We start from the raw sequence: 21591 nt of genomic DNA, 5'->3' as shown, positions 1-21591 counted from the left end.
CTGATAATTGTTGATTAAGTAGTGTTTTGCTATAATATAGATATTCTATTTTGGAGGAAAAAAACCTTGAAATCCAAATCATTTATACCTTATTTTATTAACTTTATAGTCTTTACTTCAATTTTTTCTTGTATTGCTATTATTTTTAATTTTATTCCTTTTGGCCATAAGACAATGTTAACAATTGATTTAGGTCAACAATATATTGATTTCTATAGTGCCTATCGACAAGCGATATTAAAAGACCCTTCTCTTTTCATCTATAGCTTTCAAAAAAGTATTGGCGGTGAAATGATTGGTTTATGGGCTTATTATTTAATGAGTCCTTTTAACCTGATCTTTTTGCTTTTTAAGCAAGAACAATTAGATTTAGCTGTAACAATAATTACGTATTTAAAACTACTAGCGATGAGTTTAAGTTTTATGTATTGCTGTCGCTATCAATTTAAAGCTTCAACACTAGTGAGTCTGAGTTTTAGTTTAAGCTATGCTTTTATGAGCTACACTATGGTTTATGCCTTAAATATTATGTGGTTAGATGGCCTCATCTTGCTGCCGATTATTGTGGTTGGTCTTGATAAACTTCTAAAAGGAACTTCTTATCTACATTATCTGATTGCTTTAACAGCGATGCTCATGTTTAATTACTATATCGGTTATATGATTTGCATCTTTTTAAGTCTCTTTACAATATACTTAATATCGGCAACAGAAGGCTTTTCATTTAAAAACAGAGTCATTCAATATCTTAAATTTGTAGGAACTTCTTTATTAGCTACTAGTTTAGCCGGTATTACTCTCGTTCCGGCTTTTTATTATTTATTAACCAGTAAAGGCGCCAATAGCAATTTTGAATGGTCTTTTGAAACAACGATGGATGGGATGACTTTAATTTCAAAATTATTTTCAAGCAGTTTTATTTTTGATGAAATTAAAGAAGGTGCGCCACCCTTATATGCCGGTGCCCTCATTCTTATTTTATTTGTCTTTTATTTTATAAACAAAGAAATCAAACTTTCTCAAAAATTAACAGCATTCATCATCCTACTGTTTTTCGCAATCAGTTTATATTTTAAAGTGCCTAACCAGCTTTTTCATGGGGGTCAAGACCCAATTTGGTACCCTTATCGTTATTCATTTCTAATTACCTTTTTCATGATTTACTTAGCTCTTGAGACTGTGCAGTTAATAAAATTTAAGCAACCTACTATTTTACAAACCTTAATCATAATTGTTTTATTTAGTAGTTTTTGCTTTTATTATTTAATACATCAAGTAGACTATTTTTATCTTACGACTCATAATATTTTATTAACGATGATCTTTGCTTTCATTCTTATTTTATTATTTGAAACGAATAGTATGACATGGCACTATAAAGAAATCGTTTTGGTTATGGTAGTAGTAATCGATTTATTTATTAATGGCGTTCAGATTATCCAACAAATGAGCTATGTCGATCAAAGTAAATATCAAGACTATACCCATCTTTTAGTAGAAACCACCACACCTTTAAAACCATCGCACAATGAATTTTATCGTATTCATAAAAATTTTGCTCGCACAAAAGACGAAGCTTTCTTTGCACATTATTATGGATTAGATAATTTTAGTTCAACGATTGAAGCGGCGACTAACAGTTTATTTGGCTATTTAGGTTTACCTGAAACGAGCGGCAATGCTACCTATGCCAATGGCACTCTCTTCACAGACGACTTTTTTAATATTAAATATTTATTGGAAGCCAATATCGAAGCCAACGAACAACTGACCGATGAACAATATTCACTTTCTGCACGCACTAGTGATTTTGATGTGCAACAATACCCTTTAGTGAAACACTATCAACGGGTTAATGTTTATGAAAATGAGCAGCGATTTGGTTTAGGCATTGAAGTTTCAAATCAAATACTTGATGATTCTAGTACCTTTAAAAAACATGATCCTATCGCAAATCAAGAGGTATTATTGAGATTAATTGATTTCGAAGGTTCAGGTCAACCCTATTTCACCAAAAAAGCCTTAGCACAGACCAAGTTAATTAATGTGAGTATCACGAATAAAACTGAAGGAAACTATTTTACCTATCATTCTTTAATTAACGATGTCTTAGAAAAAGAAAAAGGAACAATCCAATATCAATTTAAAACTGAATCAGATAATCCCTATTACTTTACATTGCCTAGCCAATATGATCATGAAAATGTCAAACTAACGTTAGATAAATTAGACTATCATTTCAGTTCCCCTTTTAGACAAAGACAAGTGACTAATGCTGCTTTTAAGCAAAAAAATCAGAATCATCTTTTGGAGGTTACTTTATTAGAAGAAGAATTAAAAGCTAATCAAATCGCACTTTATGAGTTTGATAATGAGCGTTACCAACAAATGGTACAATCTAAACAAACCAATCTATTTAATATCGAACATTTTTCAAATACAGCGATTCGTGGTAACATAGACTTTAAACAAACAACTGGTCAGTTACTATTTACTATCCCATATGATGAAAACTGGCAAGTAAAAGTCGATGGAAACATTGTTCAAACCCATTCCGTGCTTAATAATACCTTATTATCCATTGACTTAACGAAAGGTGAACATCAAATAGAGTTAAATTATTTACCTAAGTCAATTAAGTATGGTACGATACTTAGTATTATTGGATTAGGAATTGTATGTATTATCCAATTATCAGTTTATATTTATAAAAAGAATGGAGATTTAAATGAAGAAAAACATCTTTAAATTTTTATTGAAAGCCTATAAAGAACCACGTTTATTTATTCAGATCATTGCGGTGAAATTTAGACAATTACGTCACCTAGCCATCGTCGCGATCATGATAGCGGCCACGTCAATGACGATTGGTAACCAACCCTACTTTAATGAAATATCACAAAATATTGCAGATGCATCAACTTTTGTTCCGGAATATCAATATATAAATGGACAATTACAACTTGCGGATAATGAAAAACCACTGTATTATCGTTCAAAAAATTTTCAATTGGTTATTGATGATTCTATTGAATCTAACAAACAGTTAGAAGATATTACACTTGACAAAGATAAAGCAAAAGCCATTGATTCCAATACCTTTATCAATCTTTACCTGTTTAAAAACAGTGCTTTTGCTAAGGTTGGCGGGCAATTTTATCGTTTAAGTGAAACAGAGTCAGCTTTTGTTTCAAGAGCAACTTTAATCCGTTTGTTAAATGCCTTGAATGAACATCCTTATATTACACTCTTTTCACAATGGATTAGTTATTTCGTGGTCAACTTACTAACATATGTACTGTTAATATTACTACTCACTCTTGTGACGACTAGTTTAAATCATCGTATCTCGACACCTTTCAGCTTTTGGCAACGGATTAAACTGACGATGGCAATTAGCTTTGCACCTTATGTTTTAATTCAAATTGTGAAAATCTTTGTTCCGGATTTTGTCGGTAGCTTTTTTGCATTAGGTATTTTCTTGATGATTTACCTTTACCAAATGGTAATACGTCATACCCTTTTTGTTAAAGAGTTTTTATTAAGTCTTACTGAAGAAAGTTCCGGCGATTTATCAAAGTTCAATAATTATTTCCCAGAGCTTGATTATATTGAACCTGAAAATCGTAAGGAAAAAGATGATGATAATCCGAAAAAAATCATTATCTCACCTGATATTTTTACAGGTGATGAGTTTAATAAATTGAAACGTCATGACATTGTTAAAGACGTCGACCCCTATTTTAACGATTTAAAACCAATTGATACCAAAGAAGAAGCTTTAGCAAAAATAAAACGTCAATACGAAGAACGTTTAGCTAAAGAAAAAGCTAAAGACGAAACCAACCAACAAGATAAAGTGTCACAATCAGACGATAATACACAAGATGATAACGCGAATGAAAATCAAACTGATTCAAATGACACTGCACCTCATTATAAGGCGAATGAAGATCTGACTGATTCAAATGACACTGCACCTAATGATAACTCAAAAGAAATATCGCCTAATGATTCTATGACAAACATTGATCAGGGTGAAGAAGCTGATTTTATTGAAAAAGAATAATATACATTAGGCAAATAAGTGATCAAATCAAGTAAATGAGCAGTTAGATAAAAACTTGAGATATTCAATCAAGTAATTGCTCTCTAATAAACAGCGCTAAGTTGAGTGCTCTCAAACGGCGTCATAAAGAGGTAAGGCATCAATATTCTAAATTCAGTCAAGTTATTACGCGCTAATTAAAAACGCAGTGGATGAGGGGCAGATGTACTGGCAATCACTTTAATGACTACTTCTTGCCTACCCGCAGAAAACAAATTCTAATCAGACAAAAACACGTTGAGCACCTGATTTTGTGTGCTCAACGTGTTTTTTATTTATTACATAATGTTGTCATCAAAGATAGAAAATAAGTGATTGCTTTTTTATCCTATGAGTCCGGGCATAAACTTTCTAAATTCTGTTCAACATCGGTGATAATTCAAAGCGCAGTGGTTGAGTGGTCTCAATCTGCGTCTTAATGTAGCTGAGATTAATCTTGAAAAATTCAGTCAAATTAAGGCTCGCTAATTTATAGCGCAGTGGTTGAGTGGTCTCAAACTGCATCTTAATGTAGCTGAGATTAATCTTGAAAAATTCAGTCAAATTAAGGCTCGTTAATTTATAGCGCAGTGGTTGAGTGGCATCAACCTGCGTCTTAATGTAGCTGAGATTAATCTTGAAAAATTCAGTCAAATTAAGGCTCGCTAATTTATAGCGCAGTGGTTGAGTGGCATCAAACTGCGTCTTAATGACTTGTTTGAGGCCTACTCAACTGTGCGGGGGTAGGCCGACGAAGCGAAAATTATTCAATTTTCTACTTCTGGTCTACTCCCAACTTTGCGGGGGTGGACAGACAAAGCGAAAATCATTTGATTTTCTACTTTTTGTCCACTCCCAACTGTGCAGGGGTAGGCCGGCGAAGCAAAAATTATTCAATTTTCTACTTCTGGTCTACTCCCAACTTTGCGGGGGTGGACAGACAAAGCGAAAATCATTTGATTTAAACTTTTGGTCCACTCCCAACTGTACGGGGGTAGGCCGGCGAAGCAAAAATTATTAAATTTTCTACTTCTTGCCAACTTCCTCAACAAGATTAGCGATTTTTGGAGTCTAAAATAATGGTTACTGGGCCTTCATTGATTAAAGCTACATCCATCATTGCCCCGAATTCACCAGTAGCTACTTCTACATCGTAACTTCTCAATTCTTCATTAAATTGTTCGTATAGCGTTGTTGCTAAATCAGGCTTAGCAGCTTCCGTAAAGCTAGGACGATTGCCTTTCTTGGTTTGCGCATAGAGAGTGAACTGACTAATTGATAAAATAGAGCCACCCACATCTTTTAACGACAAGTTCATTTTTTCATTCTCGTCTTCAAAAATACGCATCTGCACAACTTTTTTAGCACAGTATTGAATATCCTCAAATGTGTCAGTGTGAGTAAATCCTACTAACAGCATTAATCCATGTTGTGTTTCCCCTAACAAGGTATTATTAACTGTGACTGAACTTTCTTTTACTTTTTGAATAATAACTCTCATTTAATTCATCCTAATTATGTATTTGCGACCCGTTCTACTTCATGAACATCGGGTATATTGCGCAATTTATTCATTAAATCATTCAATTGAATAGTATTAGAAATGGCTACTTTAATGGTGACTGTCGCCGTACTATCCGCATCGACGCGTCCATTCACATTTTTAAGATTTTTTACGGTGTGATTAACCACATGCAAAACATCATTAATCAATCCTGAACGGTCAAAACCAATGATTTTAATTTCAGTTTCATAATCTGAGGTTAAATCTGCTTTATTTTCCCATTCAACATCAATCGTCCGTTTCAATAAATCTGGTTCATGCACTAAGTTTGGACAATCTTTGCGATGAATTGAAACACCACGTCCGCGAGTAATATAACCGACAATATCGTCTCCTGGTACCGGATTGCAACAGCGGCTTAAGCGCACCATTAAGTTTTCGACCCCATTGACTACCACACCACTTTCATGAACGGTACGTGGCATTTTATTATCTGCTGCTTCTTTTTTAATGGTTTGAATCGGTTGTTTTTTTACTTCTGTTGTTTCTTCCATCGGTTTTAAACCTAAGAAGTTAATGATGGTTTGTGGAGATAATTCTCCTAAGCCTACCGCTGCATATAAATCTTCTAAGCTATTAAAGTTAAACCGTTCTAATAACTCTTTATCACGATTTTTCTTATTCAATTGCTTTAATGAAAAGCCAACCGGTTTAAATTCACGCTCTAACATTTGTTGGCCTGATTCACTATTACGATCACGATCTAATAATTTAAAAAATCGTTTAATGCGATTACGGGCCTTACTCGTATGAGTTAATTTTAACCAGTCACGACTTGGACCATTTGAATTGGGATTGGTTAATATTTCAATAATATCGCCATTTTTTAAAGTATAATTTAAGGGGACAATGTTACCATTAATTTTAGCACCAATAATTTTATTTCCTACCTCAGTATGGACATGATAGGCAAAATCAATCGGACCTGATCCTGCAGGCAATTCAAAAACATCCCCTTTTGGAGAGAAAATATAGACTTGGTCTTTAAATAAATCTTCTTTAACAAAATCCATAAATTCACTAGCATCTTTTGCTTCATCTTGCAATTCAACAATTTCACGGAACCATTTCATTTGACGTTCAATATTTTTTTCAGACTCTACTTTATCTGTTTTGCCTTCTTTATAAGCCCAGTGGGCAGCGACCCCATATTCTGCTACTTCATGCATCTGATGTGTTCGAATTTGAATTTCGACTGGTTTACCATATGGTCCAATGACAGTTGTGTGAATCGATTGATACATATTCGCTTTTGGCATCGCAATGTAATCTTTGAAACGACCTGGCATTGGTTTCCATTTAGTATGAATAATTCCTAGTACTGCATAACAGTCTTTAATAGTATCAACCAACACTCTTACTGCTAGTAAATCATAAATATGGTCAAAATCTTTATTTTGGTCGACCATTTTACGATAAATTGAATAAATATGTTTAGGTCGTCCATATACATCAGCCTTAATGTCCATTTCAGCTACAGCTTCGTTAATCTCGACGATGGCTTCTTGAATATATTTTTCACGTTCATCACGTTTAGCATCCATCAATCGTACAATTCGATAATATTCAGCTGGATTAATGTAACGGAGCGCTATATCTTCCAATTCCCATTTTATCGCATTCATCCCGATACGATCAGCTAATGGAGCATAAATCTCAATCGCTTCTTGTGATTTTTCCACTTGCTTTTCTGGTTTTTGAAATTTTAATGTGCGCATATTATGTAAACGGTCAGCTAATTTAACCATCACGATACGCATATCTTTGGCCATCGCCAATAACATTTTACGATGGTTTTCTGCTAGCGCTTCTTCTTTACTTTGAAATTTGACTTTACCTAATTTGGTAACACCGTCGACTAAAAACGCAACAGTACTCCCAAATTCAGACTCAATATCTTCTAATGTGTATTCGGTATCTTCAACGACATCGTGTAAAAAGCCCGTTACTACTGTTGCAGGATCTGCTTTTAATTGAGCTAAGATTCCAGCTACTTGAATAGGATGTATGATATAAGCTTCTCCTGATAATCGTACTTGATTACGATGGGCATGGGTGGCATATTCAAGAGCTTTTTTTATAAACTGTACATTTTTGTCATTCATATATTCTTTACATATGCCGATTACTTCTTGTGCAGTTAAATCTTGAGTACGAGCCATTTTTTTCACCTAATTTCTGTTAAAATATGTACCACTAATTATACGATAAATTTGTATATTCTACAATGTTAACTGATTAAAAAAGCCTTAGACTATCATGTTTTACTGTTTGGGAGTAACCAATTATCCTCGTTGTAAAAACATTCAGTCTAAGCTTTATTCATTAATTCTTTAGATTAACGGTATCTAATTATTTGCCAATAATTGCAATACCTTTTGATGCACCAATACGTGTTGCGCCTGCTTCAATCATTGCTAACGCTTCTTCGGTATTAGAAACACCACCACTTGCTTTAACTCCCATATCTGGTCCAACTGTTTCGCGCATTAAGCGAATATCTTCGACCGTTGCGCCACCTGTTGAGAAACCAGTTGAAGTTTTCACAAAATCAGCATTCGCTTTTTTAGCTTGTTGGCAAGCTTTCACTTTTTCTTCATCTGTTAATAGACTTGTTTCAATAATAACTTTAACAACCACTTCTGATGGTACAGCATCTACGACTGCTTTAATGTCTTGATATACTAACTCCCAATCACCTGCTTTAGCGGCACCAATATTAATTACCATATCCACTTCATGAGCACCATTTTTAACTGCTTCAGCTGCTTCATAAGCTTTTAATGACGTTGTATTTGCCCCTAGAGGAAAACCAACAACCGTACAAACCTTAACATCACTGTCACTTAATAAAGACGCCGCATAAGGTACCCAAGTTGGATTAATACAAACAGACATAAAGTCATGTTCTATTGCTTCTTGACATAAGACTTCAATCATTTTCTTAGTTGCTTCCGGTTTTAAAATGGTATGGTCAATATATTTTGCTAAATTTTGATTCATGATCTTCCTCCAAATTTATAATTCTAATTGATAACTTAATGCACTTAAAAAGTATACAGGCGCCGTTTCAGCTCTTAAAATCCGTGGACCTAAGCTACAACAGATAAATCCAGCCTCCTCTAATTGGCTCACTTCCTCTGGGTTTAGTCCCCCTTCAGATCCAAAGACCATTAATAGACGATCACTTGCTTTTAAATGAATTAACGCTTCTTTTAACTGAGCATGTTGACCGCTTTTGGCAGTTTCTTCATAAGCGATTAACTTAATTGTATAATCATCTGCTAAATTAATCAATTGCTTTAAAGAAGATAGTTCATTAATAGTCGGAATATGTACTCGATGACTTTGTTCAGCCGCTTCTTGAGCAATTTTTTGTAAGCGAATCATTCGCTTAGTTGCTTTTTCCCCTGGCCATTTCATGACATCGCGTTTCAATGTGAGTGGATAAAACTGAGTCATCCCACACTCTGTTGCTTTTTGAACAATCCATTCTAATTTATCATTTTTCGAAAGACCGCAAGCAATTGCAACCTCACTTAAAGGAAATTCAGATTGATATTCAATTTCACTCTCAATTATCGCCATCCCAGACGCACCTTCTTTGGTTGCTAAAGATGCTAAAAAAACTTGTTGCTTTGTATCAACTAGTAAAATATGCTCTCCAGTTTTACCACGCATGACATCATAAACATGATGCGTAATATCAGCATCTAAAATGACCTGTTGACCAATTGTTAAACTCTCTTCTATAAAATAACGTTGCATCTACTCTTGCTCCTGCTTTTCTAAAATTAATGAAACCCACTCACCCATTATAGTCTTTTGATACAATTTCCAACCTCGAGTTCGTAACTCTTTTTCAAGTCCGTGGCTTTTTGATATTAGAATACCACCTAAAATTAACCAACCATTTTCTTTTAATAGACGTTCGGCATCGTCTAACATTTCAATAATGATATGAGGTAAAATATTTGCAACGATAATATCAGCCTTAGTCTCTACCCCTACTAAAAGATTATTTACAGCAAAATGAATGCCTTCTTTATCAGGTTGATAATTTAAATTTTCATTGGCACTGGCTACTGCTTGTGGATCTAAATCATATCCGTGAACCGTTTGAGCGCCTAATGCTTTCGCAATGAAGGTTAAGATACCGGAACCTGTACCAACGTCTAAAATGGTTTCTCCCCCACGCATCACGATTTCTAATGCTTGAGCCCCTAATTGAGTTGTTGGATGATTACCGGTCCCAAAGGCCACGCCAGGATCTAAATAGACTATTTGTTCTTGCGGTTGAGCTTGGTAATCATCTTGCCAAACAGGAACAATTGTTAAATAACGACTGATTGGCTGTGGGTGATAGTGTTGCATCCAGTTCTTTTGCCAATTCTCATTTAACTGTTTATTTTGTGTCAATTTAAACGGTATTTGGTTGAATAATTTTTTAATCGAAAATTCTAATTCAGAAAGTTCCATCGGTTCGTTAAAATAAGCAATGATTTCGGTATCGCGATCCAATACTTTTAACATCTCTTCATCGAAAATTTCTCCAAATAGATTTTCATCATTTTCTAGGTAACCTTGTGCATAATTTACTTCTACACCAATAGAACCTAATTCAAAAAACAAATTGGACACTAATTCAATTAATTCGCCTTCCTTATTAGTCGTTTCTAATATTACTTTATACCAATTTTTTTCCTCCATATAGACCTCTTTCTAATCAACTATCGGCAAAAATAATGCTTGTTGATTATATTGATTTGTTTGCACGAGGCGCTCTTTAATGATTTGATAGTCCTGTTCTTGCCAAGTAATTTCAAAATGATCGATAGAATCATCATGGATAAAATCATACCATTCAGCCTGTGCTTGACTTGTTTTCTGCTTTAAATATTTAAAGATAGCTGTCACTTCTCCTGTAGGAATACCTTTTGTCTTATCAACTACAAAACGTTGAATCACATTTGGTGTGTAGAAATGGGCAGCTTGAGGGTCAACAAATAAAACTTTGCATTCGTACAGTACTGTCTCATCTGCTTGGCCTAAATTTAATTGAATATCATTATTATTTTCAAATTCAAATTGTAAAACCAGTTCAATACAATGCCAATCTTCTTGCCAACTTAACTGCCACTCACAATGAAAATATAATTCTTCTAATAAATAATGTTGATAGGTTAATAAATTATGTTGTTGCATCGGTTCACCTTCTTTCTTCTATTATGCTTTATTAAAACTTTAAATTCAATAAAAACTAGCTTTAAGAATTTTTTTAATTATTTTTCTTATTCTTTACTAGATATTTTCGACAATGAATGGCATAATATAGATTATATGGCATTTTTTTACCGCCATAATTTTAAAAAAATTCTCATTTTTAACTAAAATGATTCTTAATGTTGTATAATACAATCGGATTGAATATTAAGAGGTGATATACTTGGCAGAGAAAAATTTAACAGCAAAAGATATTTTACAAAAAGAATTTACCCGTGCAATGAGAGGGTACAATACAGCTGAAGTGGATGAATACTTAGATAGTATTATCCGCGACTATGATTCTTATCAAAAAGAAGTTACTCAATTAAAAATTGAGAATGAACGTTTAATTGGTAAAGTTGATGAATTAACAAAACAATTAGCCTTAAACAAAAAGACTTCCCCAACTACACCAGGTAGTGGCGTGACCAATTTTGATATTTTAAAACGTCTTTCTAACTTAGAAAAGCATGTTTTTGGCTCAAAAATAAATAATGTTGATAATACCATTGACTATTCACAAGTAAACAAATAAAATGAGAAAGTTAACTAAGCAAATTTTAGGTAATCGCGGCTAATAATTAGTTGAGGAAAGTCCATGCTCGCACACGCTGAGATGCGTGTAGTGTTCGTGCTTAGCGAAACCATAAGCTAAGGCAATTTAATTGACGGCAGTAAAACACACTAAGGTCTACGGACTATGTGTTAGTATACTTGAAAGTGCCACAGAGACGAGTTTCATTGGAAACGATGAAAGTGGAACGTTGGTAAACCCCTCGAGCGAGCAACCCAAACTTTGGTAGGGGCGCTTCTTCTATACGTAAATGAACGGAAGAAGGAGACACGTAAGTGTAGATAGATGGTTACCCGTCGTTTTATCTGCCTAGGATAAATCGATTGACAGAACATGGCTTATAGAAATTTGCTTTATAGGATTTGAGGGTGGGACATTGTCCTGCCCTTTTTGTAAATTGTCGACAAAACAAAGGAGAAAACATGAAAAATTACCATTTACTAGCAACGGCTGCTGCTGGCATCGAATCGCTGGTCAATCAAGAATTAAAAAAACATGGTTACCAAACTCAAACTGAAAATGGACGCGTACGCTTTGATGGCAATGCACGCGATATTGCTTTCACCAATCTTTGGTTAAGAACGGCTGATCGCATTAAAATTATTTTTGGTGAATTTAAAGCCACAACATTTGAACAACTCTTCGATCAAACCTATGCTTTACCCTGGGAGGACATCTTACCATTAGATGCAGAATTTCCTGTCAGTGGTAAATCACAAAAATCAAAATTACATTCTGTTCCTAATTGTCAACGTATAGTTAAAAAGGCGATTGCCAAACGTTTAATGGAATACTATCATCGTCGCACTCCCCTTGCTGAAACGGGAGCAAAATATCCCATTGAAGTAGCCATTAATAAAGATCATGTGATGATAACACTTGATACGAGTGGCTCTAGTTTATTTAAACGTGGCTACCGAATTGATAAAGGTGGCGCCCCATTAAAAGAGAATATGGCTGCTGCACTAATCATGCTCACTACTTGGCATCCTGACCGTCCTTTATATGATCCTACTTGCGGTTCTGGTACGATTTTAATTGAAGCAGCGTTAATTGGACACAATATTGCACCCGGCTTTAACCGTTCATTTGCAGCTGAAGAATGGACTTTATTAAATCCTGAAGTATGGGAAGATGTACGCAATGAAGCAGAAAGTTTAGCCGACTACGATCGCCAATTAGATTTATTAGGCACTGACATTGACCATCGTATGATTGAAATCGCCAAACAAAATGCGCTTGAAGCTGGTGTGGCGGACAGTATTCAATTTAAACAAATGCAATTGAGTGATTACGTGCCCGATAAAGAATTTGGCATTTTAATCGCCAATCCACCCTATGGAGACCGTTTGTTAGATGAAGAGAAGGTTCATGAACTTTATCGTCAAATGGGAAATATTTACCGTCAAATGCCAACTTGGAGTAAATATATTTTAACTAGCGATGAAAACTTTGAAACCTATTATGGTGAAAAAGCAACGAAAAAACGTAAATTATATAATGGTGCCCTGAAAGTTGATTATTATCAATTTTGGAGTACGGTAAAATAAGTTTTTTAAAACAAATCCATTTAGTACCCACCCCGGTATAATTCGCCGGTTCTGATGAGACTAAATGGATTTTTAATTAATCTAAATAAAACAATAACATAATTTCTTGTTGGTTGCGTAACAGTAACTGATAAGTAAATTGATTAATGTTACTCGGTGCCGACTCTTCTAACCCCATTGAATAGAGTAAAAAATCAATCCATTGATGACTCGTTAAAGCCAAATCATCATAAAATGGAAATAATCCGAAATATTGTAAACGAAACTGTTCCTTGATAGTTTCTTCTAAATGAGGATTATCCTTATTACAGTAATGCTCTATTTGTTTTAAACCTTCTTGATAAAAGCTTTGTTGGTGGTAAGCGACTAATTCATTAATCGATACGTTTTTCGAATTACTAAACCAATACCAATTAAATGAAGCATCAATATGATGAAAAATACAATAATGCACAATATCAGCTTTTAAATAATTAAAGACCGATGGATGCTCTAAAATAGTTTGATAGAGAGGTTGGACTAATGAAAAATCTAATAAATAAAGTTCTTTTAACTGCGTTAATAGATGATATTGCCCTTTAGCTAATGTAGTTGTTAACCACTGATCAACAGTCCCCTCACTGACTAATTCTTCTACGGTTAATTTCAGTAGATTTAAGTTTTGATAGCGTTCAATTTTTTCATTTATTTGATTTAAATCAAAATTTTGTTGATTCAATTGTTGTTTTAGCTGTGTAAATTTTAATAAACGTTTGTCAACTGGTATCATTAAATCCATGGACTCCACGTACAGCTTTACAAGGGCTTCGTCTTTAAAGATATCGTCTGTCTGTGGATAGTATTGTTCCCAAACAGCCATCAAGTTTTCTAGTTTATTAAAAATAAGACAAGCGTGAACTAATTCTAAAAACACTTCTTGCTCAAAAGAAAGAGCTAATGATTTTTGAAAAAAGTCATATCCCTTCTCAAAGTCGCCTTTCTCCAAAGATTGAACACCTTTACGATAGAAATTTTCATGATTATTTGGTAAATTGATAATATCAGACATATGATTTCCTTTCAGAAAGTTGGTATATAATGGTCAAAATTTATACAGATGCTGCTTTTGATCCTAATAAAAAAATGGCAACGATTGTGACGCTTTATCATCAAAGCAATCAACGTTTTCAATTTAGTGAGTTTGTCCCGCATATTGAAGACAATCATCAAGCCGAATTTAAAGCTATGATATTATGCCTTGAAAAACTGATACAACAACAGCTACAGGACCAATTGTGCCAAATTTATAGTGATAGTAAAATCGTCATCAGTTCCATTGAAAAAGAGTATGTAAAAGATGAACGTTATCAACCCTATCTTAACAAAATCCTCTTTTTAAAGAAAAACTTCTCTTTAATTTTTTTCAATTGGATTCCTGAAAAACAAAATTTAGCCGCTGATCAGCTGGCTAAATCTGTCTTACATAAGCATATTAAAGCAATAAAAGAATAATAATAATTGACTGCCATTCAATATCTTATGGGCGTAAAGTTTCTCTCTTAACTAAATGCGCATCGAAATAATTGGCAGTTTTTTTCAATTTTTTGCCATCAATTCTTTTCATTAATAATTCCACACATGCGCGACCCATTTGCTCAACTTCTTGTTTCATCGTGGTCATTTTAGGTGAAGCAATGCGATCAAGAAAAACACCATCAAAACCAGTGACACCATAATCTTCAGGAATATTCCCTTTTTTCAAAATAGCACGTTGTACACCGACGGCAATGCGATCTGTAGCACAAATAAAGCAGGTATTCTTAGGATATTCTAAACCATCAACCATTATTTCTGCTGCTGTTGAAGAATTTTTTACTTTATAAATTTCATGACCTTTTTCTGGTCGAGTAGCCATCGCTGTTTCAAACCCTTTTTCACGATTAGCTGCAAATAATTCCGGTACATCGATACCTACATATATATAATGGTCATATTCTTTTTCTAATGCATAGAGGGTCATATTTTCAACGCCATGTTCATTATCAGAATCGACAAAAGGTAAGTTTATATCATTTTCACCAAAAACTATCAAGGGCTCCTTGATTTCTTTTACCCATTCGTAATCTTCACGAGTCATACCTGAAATAATAAAACCGTCACAGCGTCCTAAATCATAAGTATTTTCAGTCACTAATTGTAATGCATAATGATATTGGTCCAAACCTTTGGCAATACCATTAATTAAATGCATGAAATAAGGCTCTGTACTATCCATCTCTTCTAAAATCAAGACTTTTACTACCATTGTTCTATTTTGCGCTAGGGCGCGTGCTACTGTGTTAGGTTTATACCCTAATTCTTTCATAACATTATGAACTAATTCTTTTAGTTCGTCTGTTACTAAGTCAGGGTGATTAATCACTCGTGATACAGTCATTTTAGAAACATTTGCTTTTTTAGCCACATCTTTTAAGGTTACGATGAGAATCCCCTCCTTTTTCTATTAAATTATACCCCAATTTTTTTAAAAAGTCATTTATCCTTCAATATTTTGAAACACAACATTATCTTATGAAAATTTCATTTGTTTTCAATGAAAATAGAATCTCATCAACTGAAATAAGATCAATAGATGTTACCTTTAATAAGACAGGCATAAATTTGATAAATTCAGTAAAGTTATTACGCGCTCATTAAAAGCCAAGGATTGAGTGGTATTAATCTGCGTCTTAAAGATTTGTTTGAAGCCCCTCCAACGCTGCAGGAAAGCAAGACGAAGCAAAACTCAATCGTTTGCTCGCACTCAATCTTTAGTAGTCCAACAAAAAACCTAATTCTTGTGGCTTACACTAAAAGTTGTAGTGGCTTAATCATTTGCTCCCCTTACCTAACAATCAAATAAAAAACCGCCGAATTTATCTATTACTCTAGATATTCAGCGGTTAATGCGTTGTTTAGATTAATGAAGAGTCAGTTATGCTTGATAATGATATTGACGCTTATAATCTGTTATACCTGCAAAGTAAAAACCAACTTCATCAGCGGTTAAAGGTGCTGATTGGCCATCGTTGACTAACTGTTTTTCTAAAAAGATGGTTTCATATTGTTCAACAGTTAAAGCATGTCGTCGATCTAAATGTTGTTCAATAACTTCTAAATCAACATATTGACGATAATCAGGTTGTAACTGACCAATTAACAATTCAGAAACGGCTCCTGAACCGTAACTAAATAAGCCAATTGTTTCTCCAGCTGATAATGTATCATCTTTAGCTAATAATGATATTAGACTTAAGAAGAGCGAACCTGTATAAATGTTCCCTACTCGTCTGTTTAAAACACGTGAAGCATCATAATGAGAACGCCATTTATCTATTATAGGATGTGATCCTTTGGCTTCTTCGTAAGCATTTAATGCCTTTAATCCCATTTTAGTAAACGGTAAATGGAAGGTCATCGCTTCGATACGCTCTAATAATGAAGGATTCATCGCCTCAACATGTTCTAATACTTTAACAAATTCATCTTGATATAGCTTGGTTGAAAAATGACCATCAACCATTGCATATTCAGAATCATTAGGACGCCAGAAATCGAATTGATGATTCGTATGCATGAAACTTTCTTGACGAATGGTCAATATTTTTGGATTGGCGCTAACTAACATTGCGATGGCTCCTGCCCCTTGAGTTGGTTCACCACTGGTATCTAATCCATAACGTGAGATATCAGTCGCTATGACTAATACTTTTCTTTCTGGTCTTAAACGTACATAATCGCAAGCTAATTGCAAGGCAGCAGTTGCGCCATAGCATGCTTGTTTAATTTCGAACGCTTTAGCAAAAGGGTTTATTTCTAATAAGCCATGTACAAAAGTCGCAATTGATTTTGAGTGGTCTACACCGGATTCGGTACCAACAATAACCTGATCAATTAAACCTTTATCTTCCTCTGTAATAATTTGGTTGGCTGCATTAGCAGCTAAAGCAACGACATCGCTAGCTAAGGTTGGAACTGCCATTTGTTCTTGACCAATTCCAATGGTCCATTTGTTAGGATCTACACCACGATAGGTTGCTAATTCTTTCATATCGATATAATACTTAGGCACATATAGGCCTATTTTATCAATTCCTACCTCTAGTTCTTTCACAATATCCTCCTAATCTATGATGTACTTCTTCAAGCCACTATAGTATATTAACATATTATTTTAAAAATTTGTTATCTTTTGAAAAATATTATCGGTTTTGACGCATTTTTGCAAGTAATTCAGTAGCCACCGAAATACTAATAGCCTTTTCTTGCCTTTTTAAAAGTTCAATTAAACGTGGAGCTTCTGCCTCATTAGCCCCTGCTTGAATCGCTAACTGGCGCGCATGTAAACTCATGTGACCTTTTTGAATACCTTCTGAAACCAAAGCTCTTAACGCAGCAAAATTTTGCGCTAAACCAACTGCAGCGATTATTTCACTTAACTGTTGTGCATCAGGATTACCTAACAAAGCCAATGATTGTTTTGCCTGTGGATGCACCGATAAGGTTCCACCCACTGTGGCGACCGCTAATGGTAGTTCAATTTTACCCACTAGATAATCTTCTTCAATCTTCCAATCAGTTAATGATTGATAGTCTCCGGTATGACTCGCATAAGCATGTACGCCGGCACTGACAGCTCGCCAATCATTACCGGTCGCCATTAAAACGGCATCAATCCCATTCATTATTCCTTTATTATGAGTGGTTGCCCGATAGACATCTAAATGTGCATATTCACTAGCTGCCACTATATTTTGCGCTAATAGCTGACTGTCTGCTTGGTTATTAGCTAAAGAGAGAATAGGAATTTTAACCTTAGCCGTTACTAATGATTCGGGTTGATAATTCGATAGAATACGCATCAAAGCAACACCATTGACTAACTGTTCGATTTCCTCACTCAGTGCTTCTAATACATGATTAATCGCATTTGCCCCCATGGCATCACAAGGATTAAAGCCAAGATAAACGGTAAAGTACGATTCAAAAGTTTTAGTCCAAATACGAGTAGGACCACCACCGCGCTTTACCATATTGATGGAAAATGATTTAGCTAAATCCAGTAAATAGTGTTCATTTTTTTCAATCACAGCAGTCGCTTGTTCAGGGTCTATGACTTCTTTCAAAATAATTTGCCCAATTAATTCACGTGGCTGACTTGTAGTGATAATATTCCCAACCCTTTTAGCACCATTACTAGCCGCTGCAACCACGGAAGGTTCTTCTATCACCATAGGAATATGATAAAGTTGTCCATTAATTTGAAAATTTGGCGCAATTCCCATTGGTAAGGAATAATTTTGAAAATAGTTTTCAATCATCGCATCTGCCGTTGTTTCCGTTAATTGCGTATCTGATTCTATAAAAACATCAGGAAAATTTCCCTTTAACACTGCTCTTCTTTGCTCGGGTGATAAACGATATAAACCTTTAATTTCAGTCACCGATACAACCTCTTTTCTTTCGTAATAAATAGCATCATTCTATATCGAAACTCGTTGAACTTATCTTATTCGATGTATTCTATCACTTTGATTCACTATCGATACCATATAAAAATAGGCAAGGCAATGATAAAAAATGTTGCCCTGCCTCAAGTAAAATCTCATTATATTATGTTAACACAAAAAACCTTTTATGATTGTGTTACATTATTCATTCATTGCTTCTGTTGTGTTTTCTTCTAGAATAGCATCTACGTCATCAAGGTTATCCATTTCTGTCGTCTCATTATCCGCTTCTTCTGATGCTAATTCATCAACTACTTCTAAATCTTCATTAATATATTTTACCAATTTCGGTTCCCATACAAAATTCCCCACATACATCAACTCTGTCGCTTCACCTATTTCTTCTTCTACAATAATTTCCGATTCATCGCCCGTCATAAACTCTTCGACTTGTTCCACTTCAGTTGATTCTTCAACCGTTGTAGTTGCGTCCTGATTGTCTATTGAATCATCGGGAGATACCTGAATATAAATTTGTATATCTTGATTTTGCCAATTTTGTTGATACGTATATTTATCTAAAGCAAAAGTTTTAATGATTGTTCTTTTTTCACCTGGTTCTAAATGCTCGCCATATAATTCATTAATTAAAATATAATCACTTTGAATAGTATCGCCATTAATGACTAAATTAACTAAACTATCGGTAGGTAATAAAGTATGTTCCGATTGATTGTCAATTTCAATTTGTAATGAAACAATCACTTGACCATTAGGGAAGTATTGAAATGTTTCTTCATAATTTTCTTTTGGGGTAAAATCCGAAATTTCAATACGTTTTAATGTAAAATCAACTTCACCATCCGTGTCTTTTTCTTCAAGAATCTCATCGGCTAATATTTCTTTTTTCCCCCACCATTCAGCAGAAATACGATCTTGAATCTGCTTGTTCTTATCCACTAATTCTTGTTCAATCGTGGCAGTCAGTGGTAAATATAAAGGTAATATATAACCTAAATCGGTTGAACTCAGGCCTACAATACTATCAGCATCAAGTCTAGGGGGAACGACTGTTAAATTAAACGAATTTTGCTCTTTAATATTCTCAAAATCCTCTTTAGTTAAACTATAAACTAAATAACCTTCGACAGTGGAAGTTGGTGAGATGGCGCCATGGTCGTCACTTAATAAAATTTCATATAAATTCCCTGATTGCAAAGGATACAATCCTGAAGTCGCCAAACGTGCAACCGGTGCATTCGGATAGCTTAATTTTAGTTCATCAATTGGGAAATAGAAAGTTTCTGCCGTTTTGTTAGTAATAGCGACATTAACGATAACAATCGCGCCTTCATCACTATCGGTTGATTTCATACCTAATAGTTGATCATCCGACTTCGCTTCATAAACCACCATTTGATTAACTGAAATATCGAATTTATCTTGTGATTGCGTAATAGTATGCGAAGTACGATAAATTTCTTCCCCTATTTCTAAATTATCAATGGCTTTTACCGCTTCTTCTACTTGAACAAATTCAGGAACTAATCGAATATCAACTAATTTTTCTGGAACTTCAGTTGTTTCTTCACTTTCAACTACTGTACTTTCTTCAGCTTTTTGTTCAATAAATTGATTGTATTTTTGATTAACTGAGTCACAACCGCTCAGTATCATGCCTACTATAGGTAATAGTAAGAGTTTATTTTGCTTATTTCTCATTCGTTTTCTCTGTACTTTCATTAATATTTTTGCTTTCCATCATTGAGTTAATCACCGGGGTACTACCCGTTGAATAGTCAATGATTGGTTCTTGATAGGAAGGATTATTTTCACGGTACCATGAATATATTTCTGAAACTATTACTTTTAAGACAGCAAAACTCGGAATACCTATCACCACACCTACCACTCCAAATAACTTACCACTGGCTAATAACACCATTAGTATCGTCACAGGATGAATTTGCATACTATTGCCTAATACTTGCGGTGAAATAAATCGACCTTCAATCGTTTGTTCGACCACCATCACAATAATTACTTTAATCAGCATGATGGGTGATGTTATTAAACCAACAATTAATGCCGGAATAATCGCAATAAACGACCCTAAATAAGGAATAATATTTAATAAACCCGCAAGCACTGCTAATGTTGTACCGTATTCAAGGCCAATAATCGCATACCCTATCGCAAATATTATTCCCACACAAATTGCCACAATAATTTGTCCACGAATATATTGAGATACTTGATAATTACCTTGATATAACATTCGACTGACTACTTGACGATATTTTGTCGGAATATAATATAGAAGCTTTTTGGGAATTTTATCGGACTCTACTAATAAATAATAAGTAAAAATTGGGATAATTAATAGCCCGGTAAAGGTGGTAGTTACCGTTCCAACAATACTTCCCAATCCACCAAAGGTGGAAGAAACAATACTATCGAGTCGTTGGCTAAAGCCTTCAGTTGAGAAACCTTCGAATACCTTCTGTAAATCAATGCCTAATTCAGGTAGTACATCATTGAAAGAAAATGGTAAATCTTTAAACATTTTCATTAAAGTTTCGTAATAATTAGGAACATTTTCAATAAAGGTATTGACTTGATCACGCATAATCGGAACAATTGAACCAATAATTAAACTGATTGCTAAAATTAAGAAAATAAAAATTCCAAATACTGATATCGATTTTTTTACCCCACGATTATGTAATTGATTGACTATCGGGTAAAACAAATAGTATAAAACCGCACTCGAAACAATTGGAAAACCAAATATTTCGAATAAAGTTAAAACTGGGGTAAAGATATAAGCTAATTTGGTCATTAAGAAAATAATAATTAAAACTAATAAAATAATCATTAAAGTCGTAACCATTTTACTGTTTAAAAAATTATGCCAAAATAAAGGATGACGTGCATCTGTTGATTTTTTATGACGTTGATCCATCAAAATCCTCCTTTTATAAAGCGATACGTTTATTTTACCATATTTTAACTAAAAAGAGATACTACTAAAGACCTAAAGGCTATTTATTAATAAATTTTAATAATGTTTTGAATTTCTT

The 21591-nt window shown here is 34.2% G+C and carries 17 protein-coding genes and 1 other RNA gene; 6 read left to right on the top strand and 12 right to left on the bottom strand.

From position 1 onward, the window contains the following. Nucleotides 1-66 precede the first annotated feature (66 nt). Together LB888_RS10060 and LB888_RS10055 are read left to right on the top strand one after the other, a co-directional pair. Nucleotides 67-2748: a YfhO family protein gene (locus LB888_RS10060; protein WP_318752833.1), complete on the top strand. Its 2682-nt coding sequence runs from the start codon at nucleotides 67-69 to the stop codon at nucleotides 2746-2748. Next, on the top strand, nucleotides 2729-4069 hold the full coding sequence (locus tag LB888_RS10055) for a DUF1189 family protein (protein ID WP_318752832.1): 1341 nt from the start codon (nucleotides 2729-2731) through the stop codon (nucleotides 4067-4069). Before LB888_RS10060 ends, LB888_RS10055 begins: the two co-directional genes overlap by 20 nt. Before the next feature lie 1072 nt (nucleotides 4070-5141). Here LB888_RS10055 and dtd read toward each other — a convergent pair. The 6 genes from dtd to LB888_RS10025 all read right to left on the bottom strand — a co-directional run bounded on the left by dtd (nucleotide 5142) and on the right by LB888_RS10025 (nucleotide 10856). After that, nucleotides 5142-5588 (bottom strand): D-aminoacyl-tRNA deacylase, encoded by a 447-nt coding sequence (dtd, locus tag LB888_RS10050; RefSeq protein WP_276649212.1) that lies wholly within the window; start codon nucleotides 5586-5588, stop codon nucleotides 5142-5144. 14 nt (nucleotides 5589-5602) lie between these two features. After that, nucleotides 5603-7813, bottom strand: coding sequence for a bifunctional (p)ppGpp synthetase/guanosine-3',5'-bis(diphosphate) 3'-pyrophosphohydrolase (locus LB888_RS10045; RefSeq protein WP_318752831.1), 2211 nt, complete (start codon nucleotides 7811-7813; stop codon nucleotides 5603-5605). A 190-nt stretch (nucleotides 7814-8003) separates the two neighbouring features. Next, nucleotides 8004-8654 carry a deoxyribose-phosphate aldolase gene (deoC, locus tag LB888_RS10040; RefSeq protein WP_078756397.1) on the bottom strand — a complete coding sequence of 217 codons (651 nt, stop codon included), beginning with the start codon at nucleotides 8652-8654 and terminating at the stop codon, nucleotides 8004-8006. A 15-nt stretch (nucleotides 8655-8669) separates the two neighbouring features. Beyond that, entirely contained in the window at nucleotides 8670-9419 is a 750-nt protein-coding gene (locus tag LB888_RS10035; RefSeq protein ID WP_318752830.1) for a 16S rRNA (uracil(1498)-N(3))-methyltransferase, read from the bottom strand. Next, nucleotides 9420-10361, bottom strand: coding sequence for a 50S ribosomal protein L11 methyltransferase (gene prmA, locus LB888_RS10030; protein ID WP_276649216.1), 942 nt, complete (start codon nucleotides 10359-10361; stop codon nucleotides 9420-9422). It abuts the gene before it with no gap. A 12-nt stretch (nucleotides 10362-10373) separates the two neighbouring features. After that, entirely contained in the window at nucleotides 10374-10856 is a 483-nt protein-coding gene (locus LB888_RS10025; RefSeq protein ID WP_318752829.1) for a DUF3013 family protein, read from the bottom strand. A gap of 241 nt (nucleotides 10857-11097) precedes the next feature. Between LB888_RS10025 and gpsB the strand changes: the two genes are divergently transcribed. The 3 genes from gpsB (at nucleotide 11098) to LB888_RS10010 (ending at nucleotide 13040) form a co-directional block, all read left to right on the top strand. Further along, complete coding sequence (gpsB, locus tag LB888_RS10020) at nucleotides 11098-11451, top strand: cell division regulator GpsB (protein ID WP_066126240.1); 354 nt, start codon at nucleotides 11098-11100, stop codon at nucleotides 11449-11451. A 21-nt stretch (nucleotides 11452-11472) separates the two neighbouring features. Beyond that, an RNA gene (rnpB, locus tag LB888_RS10015) (RNase P RNA component class B) lies at nucleotides 11473-11836 on the top strand. Nucleotides 11837-11912: 76 nt separating this feature from the next. Beyond that, entirely contained in the window at nucleotides 11913-13040 is a 1128-nt protein-coding gene (locus LB888_RS10010; RefSeq protein ID WP_078756393.1) for a THUMP domain-containing class I SAM-dependent RNA methyltransferase, read from the top strand. A gap of 76 nt (nucleotides 13041-13116) precedes the next feature. Here the strand turns inward: LB888_RS10010 and LB888_RS10005 are convergent, their stop codons facing one another. Beyond that, the gene (locus LB888_RS10005) at nucleotides 13117-14088 is read right to left on the bottom strand and encodes a hypothetical protein (RefSeq protein ID WP_318752828.1); all 972 of its coding nucleotides are present in this window, start codon (nucleotides 14086-14088) and stop codon (nucleotides 13117-13119) included. A gap of 29 nt (nucleotides 14089-14117) precedes the next feature. Between LB888_RS10005 and LB888_RS10000 the strand changes: the two genes are divergently transcribed. Next, a complete protein-coding gene (locus LB888_RS10000; RefSeq protein ID WP_276649463.1) occupies nucleotides 14118-14531 on the top strand; it encodes a ribonuclease HI family protein in 414 nt (137 codons plus the stop codon). 25 nt (nucleotides 14532-14556) lie between these two features. On the opposite strand, the gene LB888_RS09995 is transcribed toward LB888_RS10000, so the two are convergent. The 5 genes from LB888_RS09995 to LB888_RS09975 form a co-directional block, all read right to left on the bottom strand. Beyond that, complete coding sequence (locus LB888_RS09995; protein WP_276649465.1) at nucleotides 14557-15483, bottom strand: LacI family DNA-binding transcriptional regulator; 927 nt, start codon at nucleotides 15481-15483, stop codon at nucleotides 14557-14559. A 510-nt stretch (nucleotides 15484-15993) separates the two neighbouring features. Further along, nucleotides 15994-17172 (bottom strand): hydroxymethylglutaryl-CoA synthase, encoded by a 1179-nt coding sequence (locus LB888_RS09990; RefSeq protein WP_318752827.1) that lies wholly within the window; start codon nucleotides 17170-17172, stop codon nucleotides 15994-15996. Nucleotides 17173-17260: 88 nt separating this feature from the next. Continuing rightward, the gene (locus LB888_RS09985; RefSeq protein ID WP_318752826.1) at nucleotides 17261-18502 is read right to left on the bottom strand and encodes a hydroxymethylglutaryl-CoA reductase, degradative; all 1242 of its coding nucleotides are present in this window, start codon (nucleotides 18500-18502) and stop codon (nucleotides 17261-17263) included. 207 nt (nucleotides 18503-18709) lie between these two features. Beyond that, on the bottom strand, nucleotides 18710-20230 hold the full coding sequence (locus LB888_RS09980) for a hypothetical protein (protein WP_318752825.1): 1521 nt from the start codon (nucleotides 20228-20230) through the stop codon (nucleotides 18710-18712). Next, entirely contained in the window at nucleotides 20220-21473 is a 1254-nt protein-coding gene (locus LB888_RS09975) for an AI-2E family transporter (RefSeq protein ID WP_318752824.1), read from the bottom strand. The genes LB888_RS09980 and LB888_RS09975 overlap by 11 nt, the downstream gene beginning before the upstream one ends. Nucleotides 21474-21591: the final 118 nt, after the last annotated feature.

The organism is Globicatella sp. PHS-GS-PNBC-21-1553, from assembly GCF_033564055.1.
GTDB classification, from domain to species: domain Bacteria; phylum Bacillota; class Bacilli; order Lactobacillales; family Aerococcaceae; genus Globicatella; species Globicatella sulfidifaciens.
This window is presented reverse-complemented; position numbering and strand designations above follow the sequence as displayed.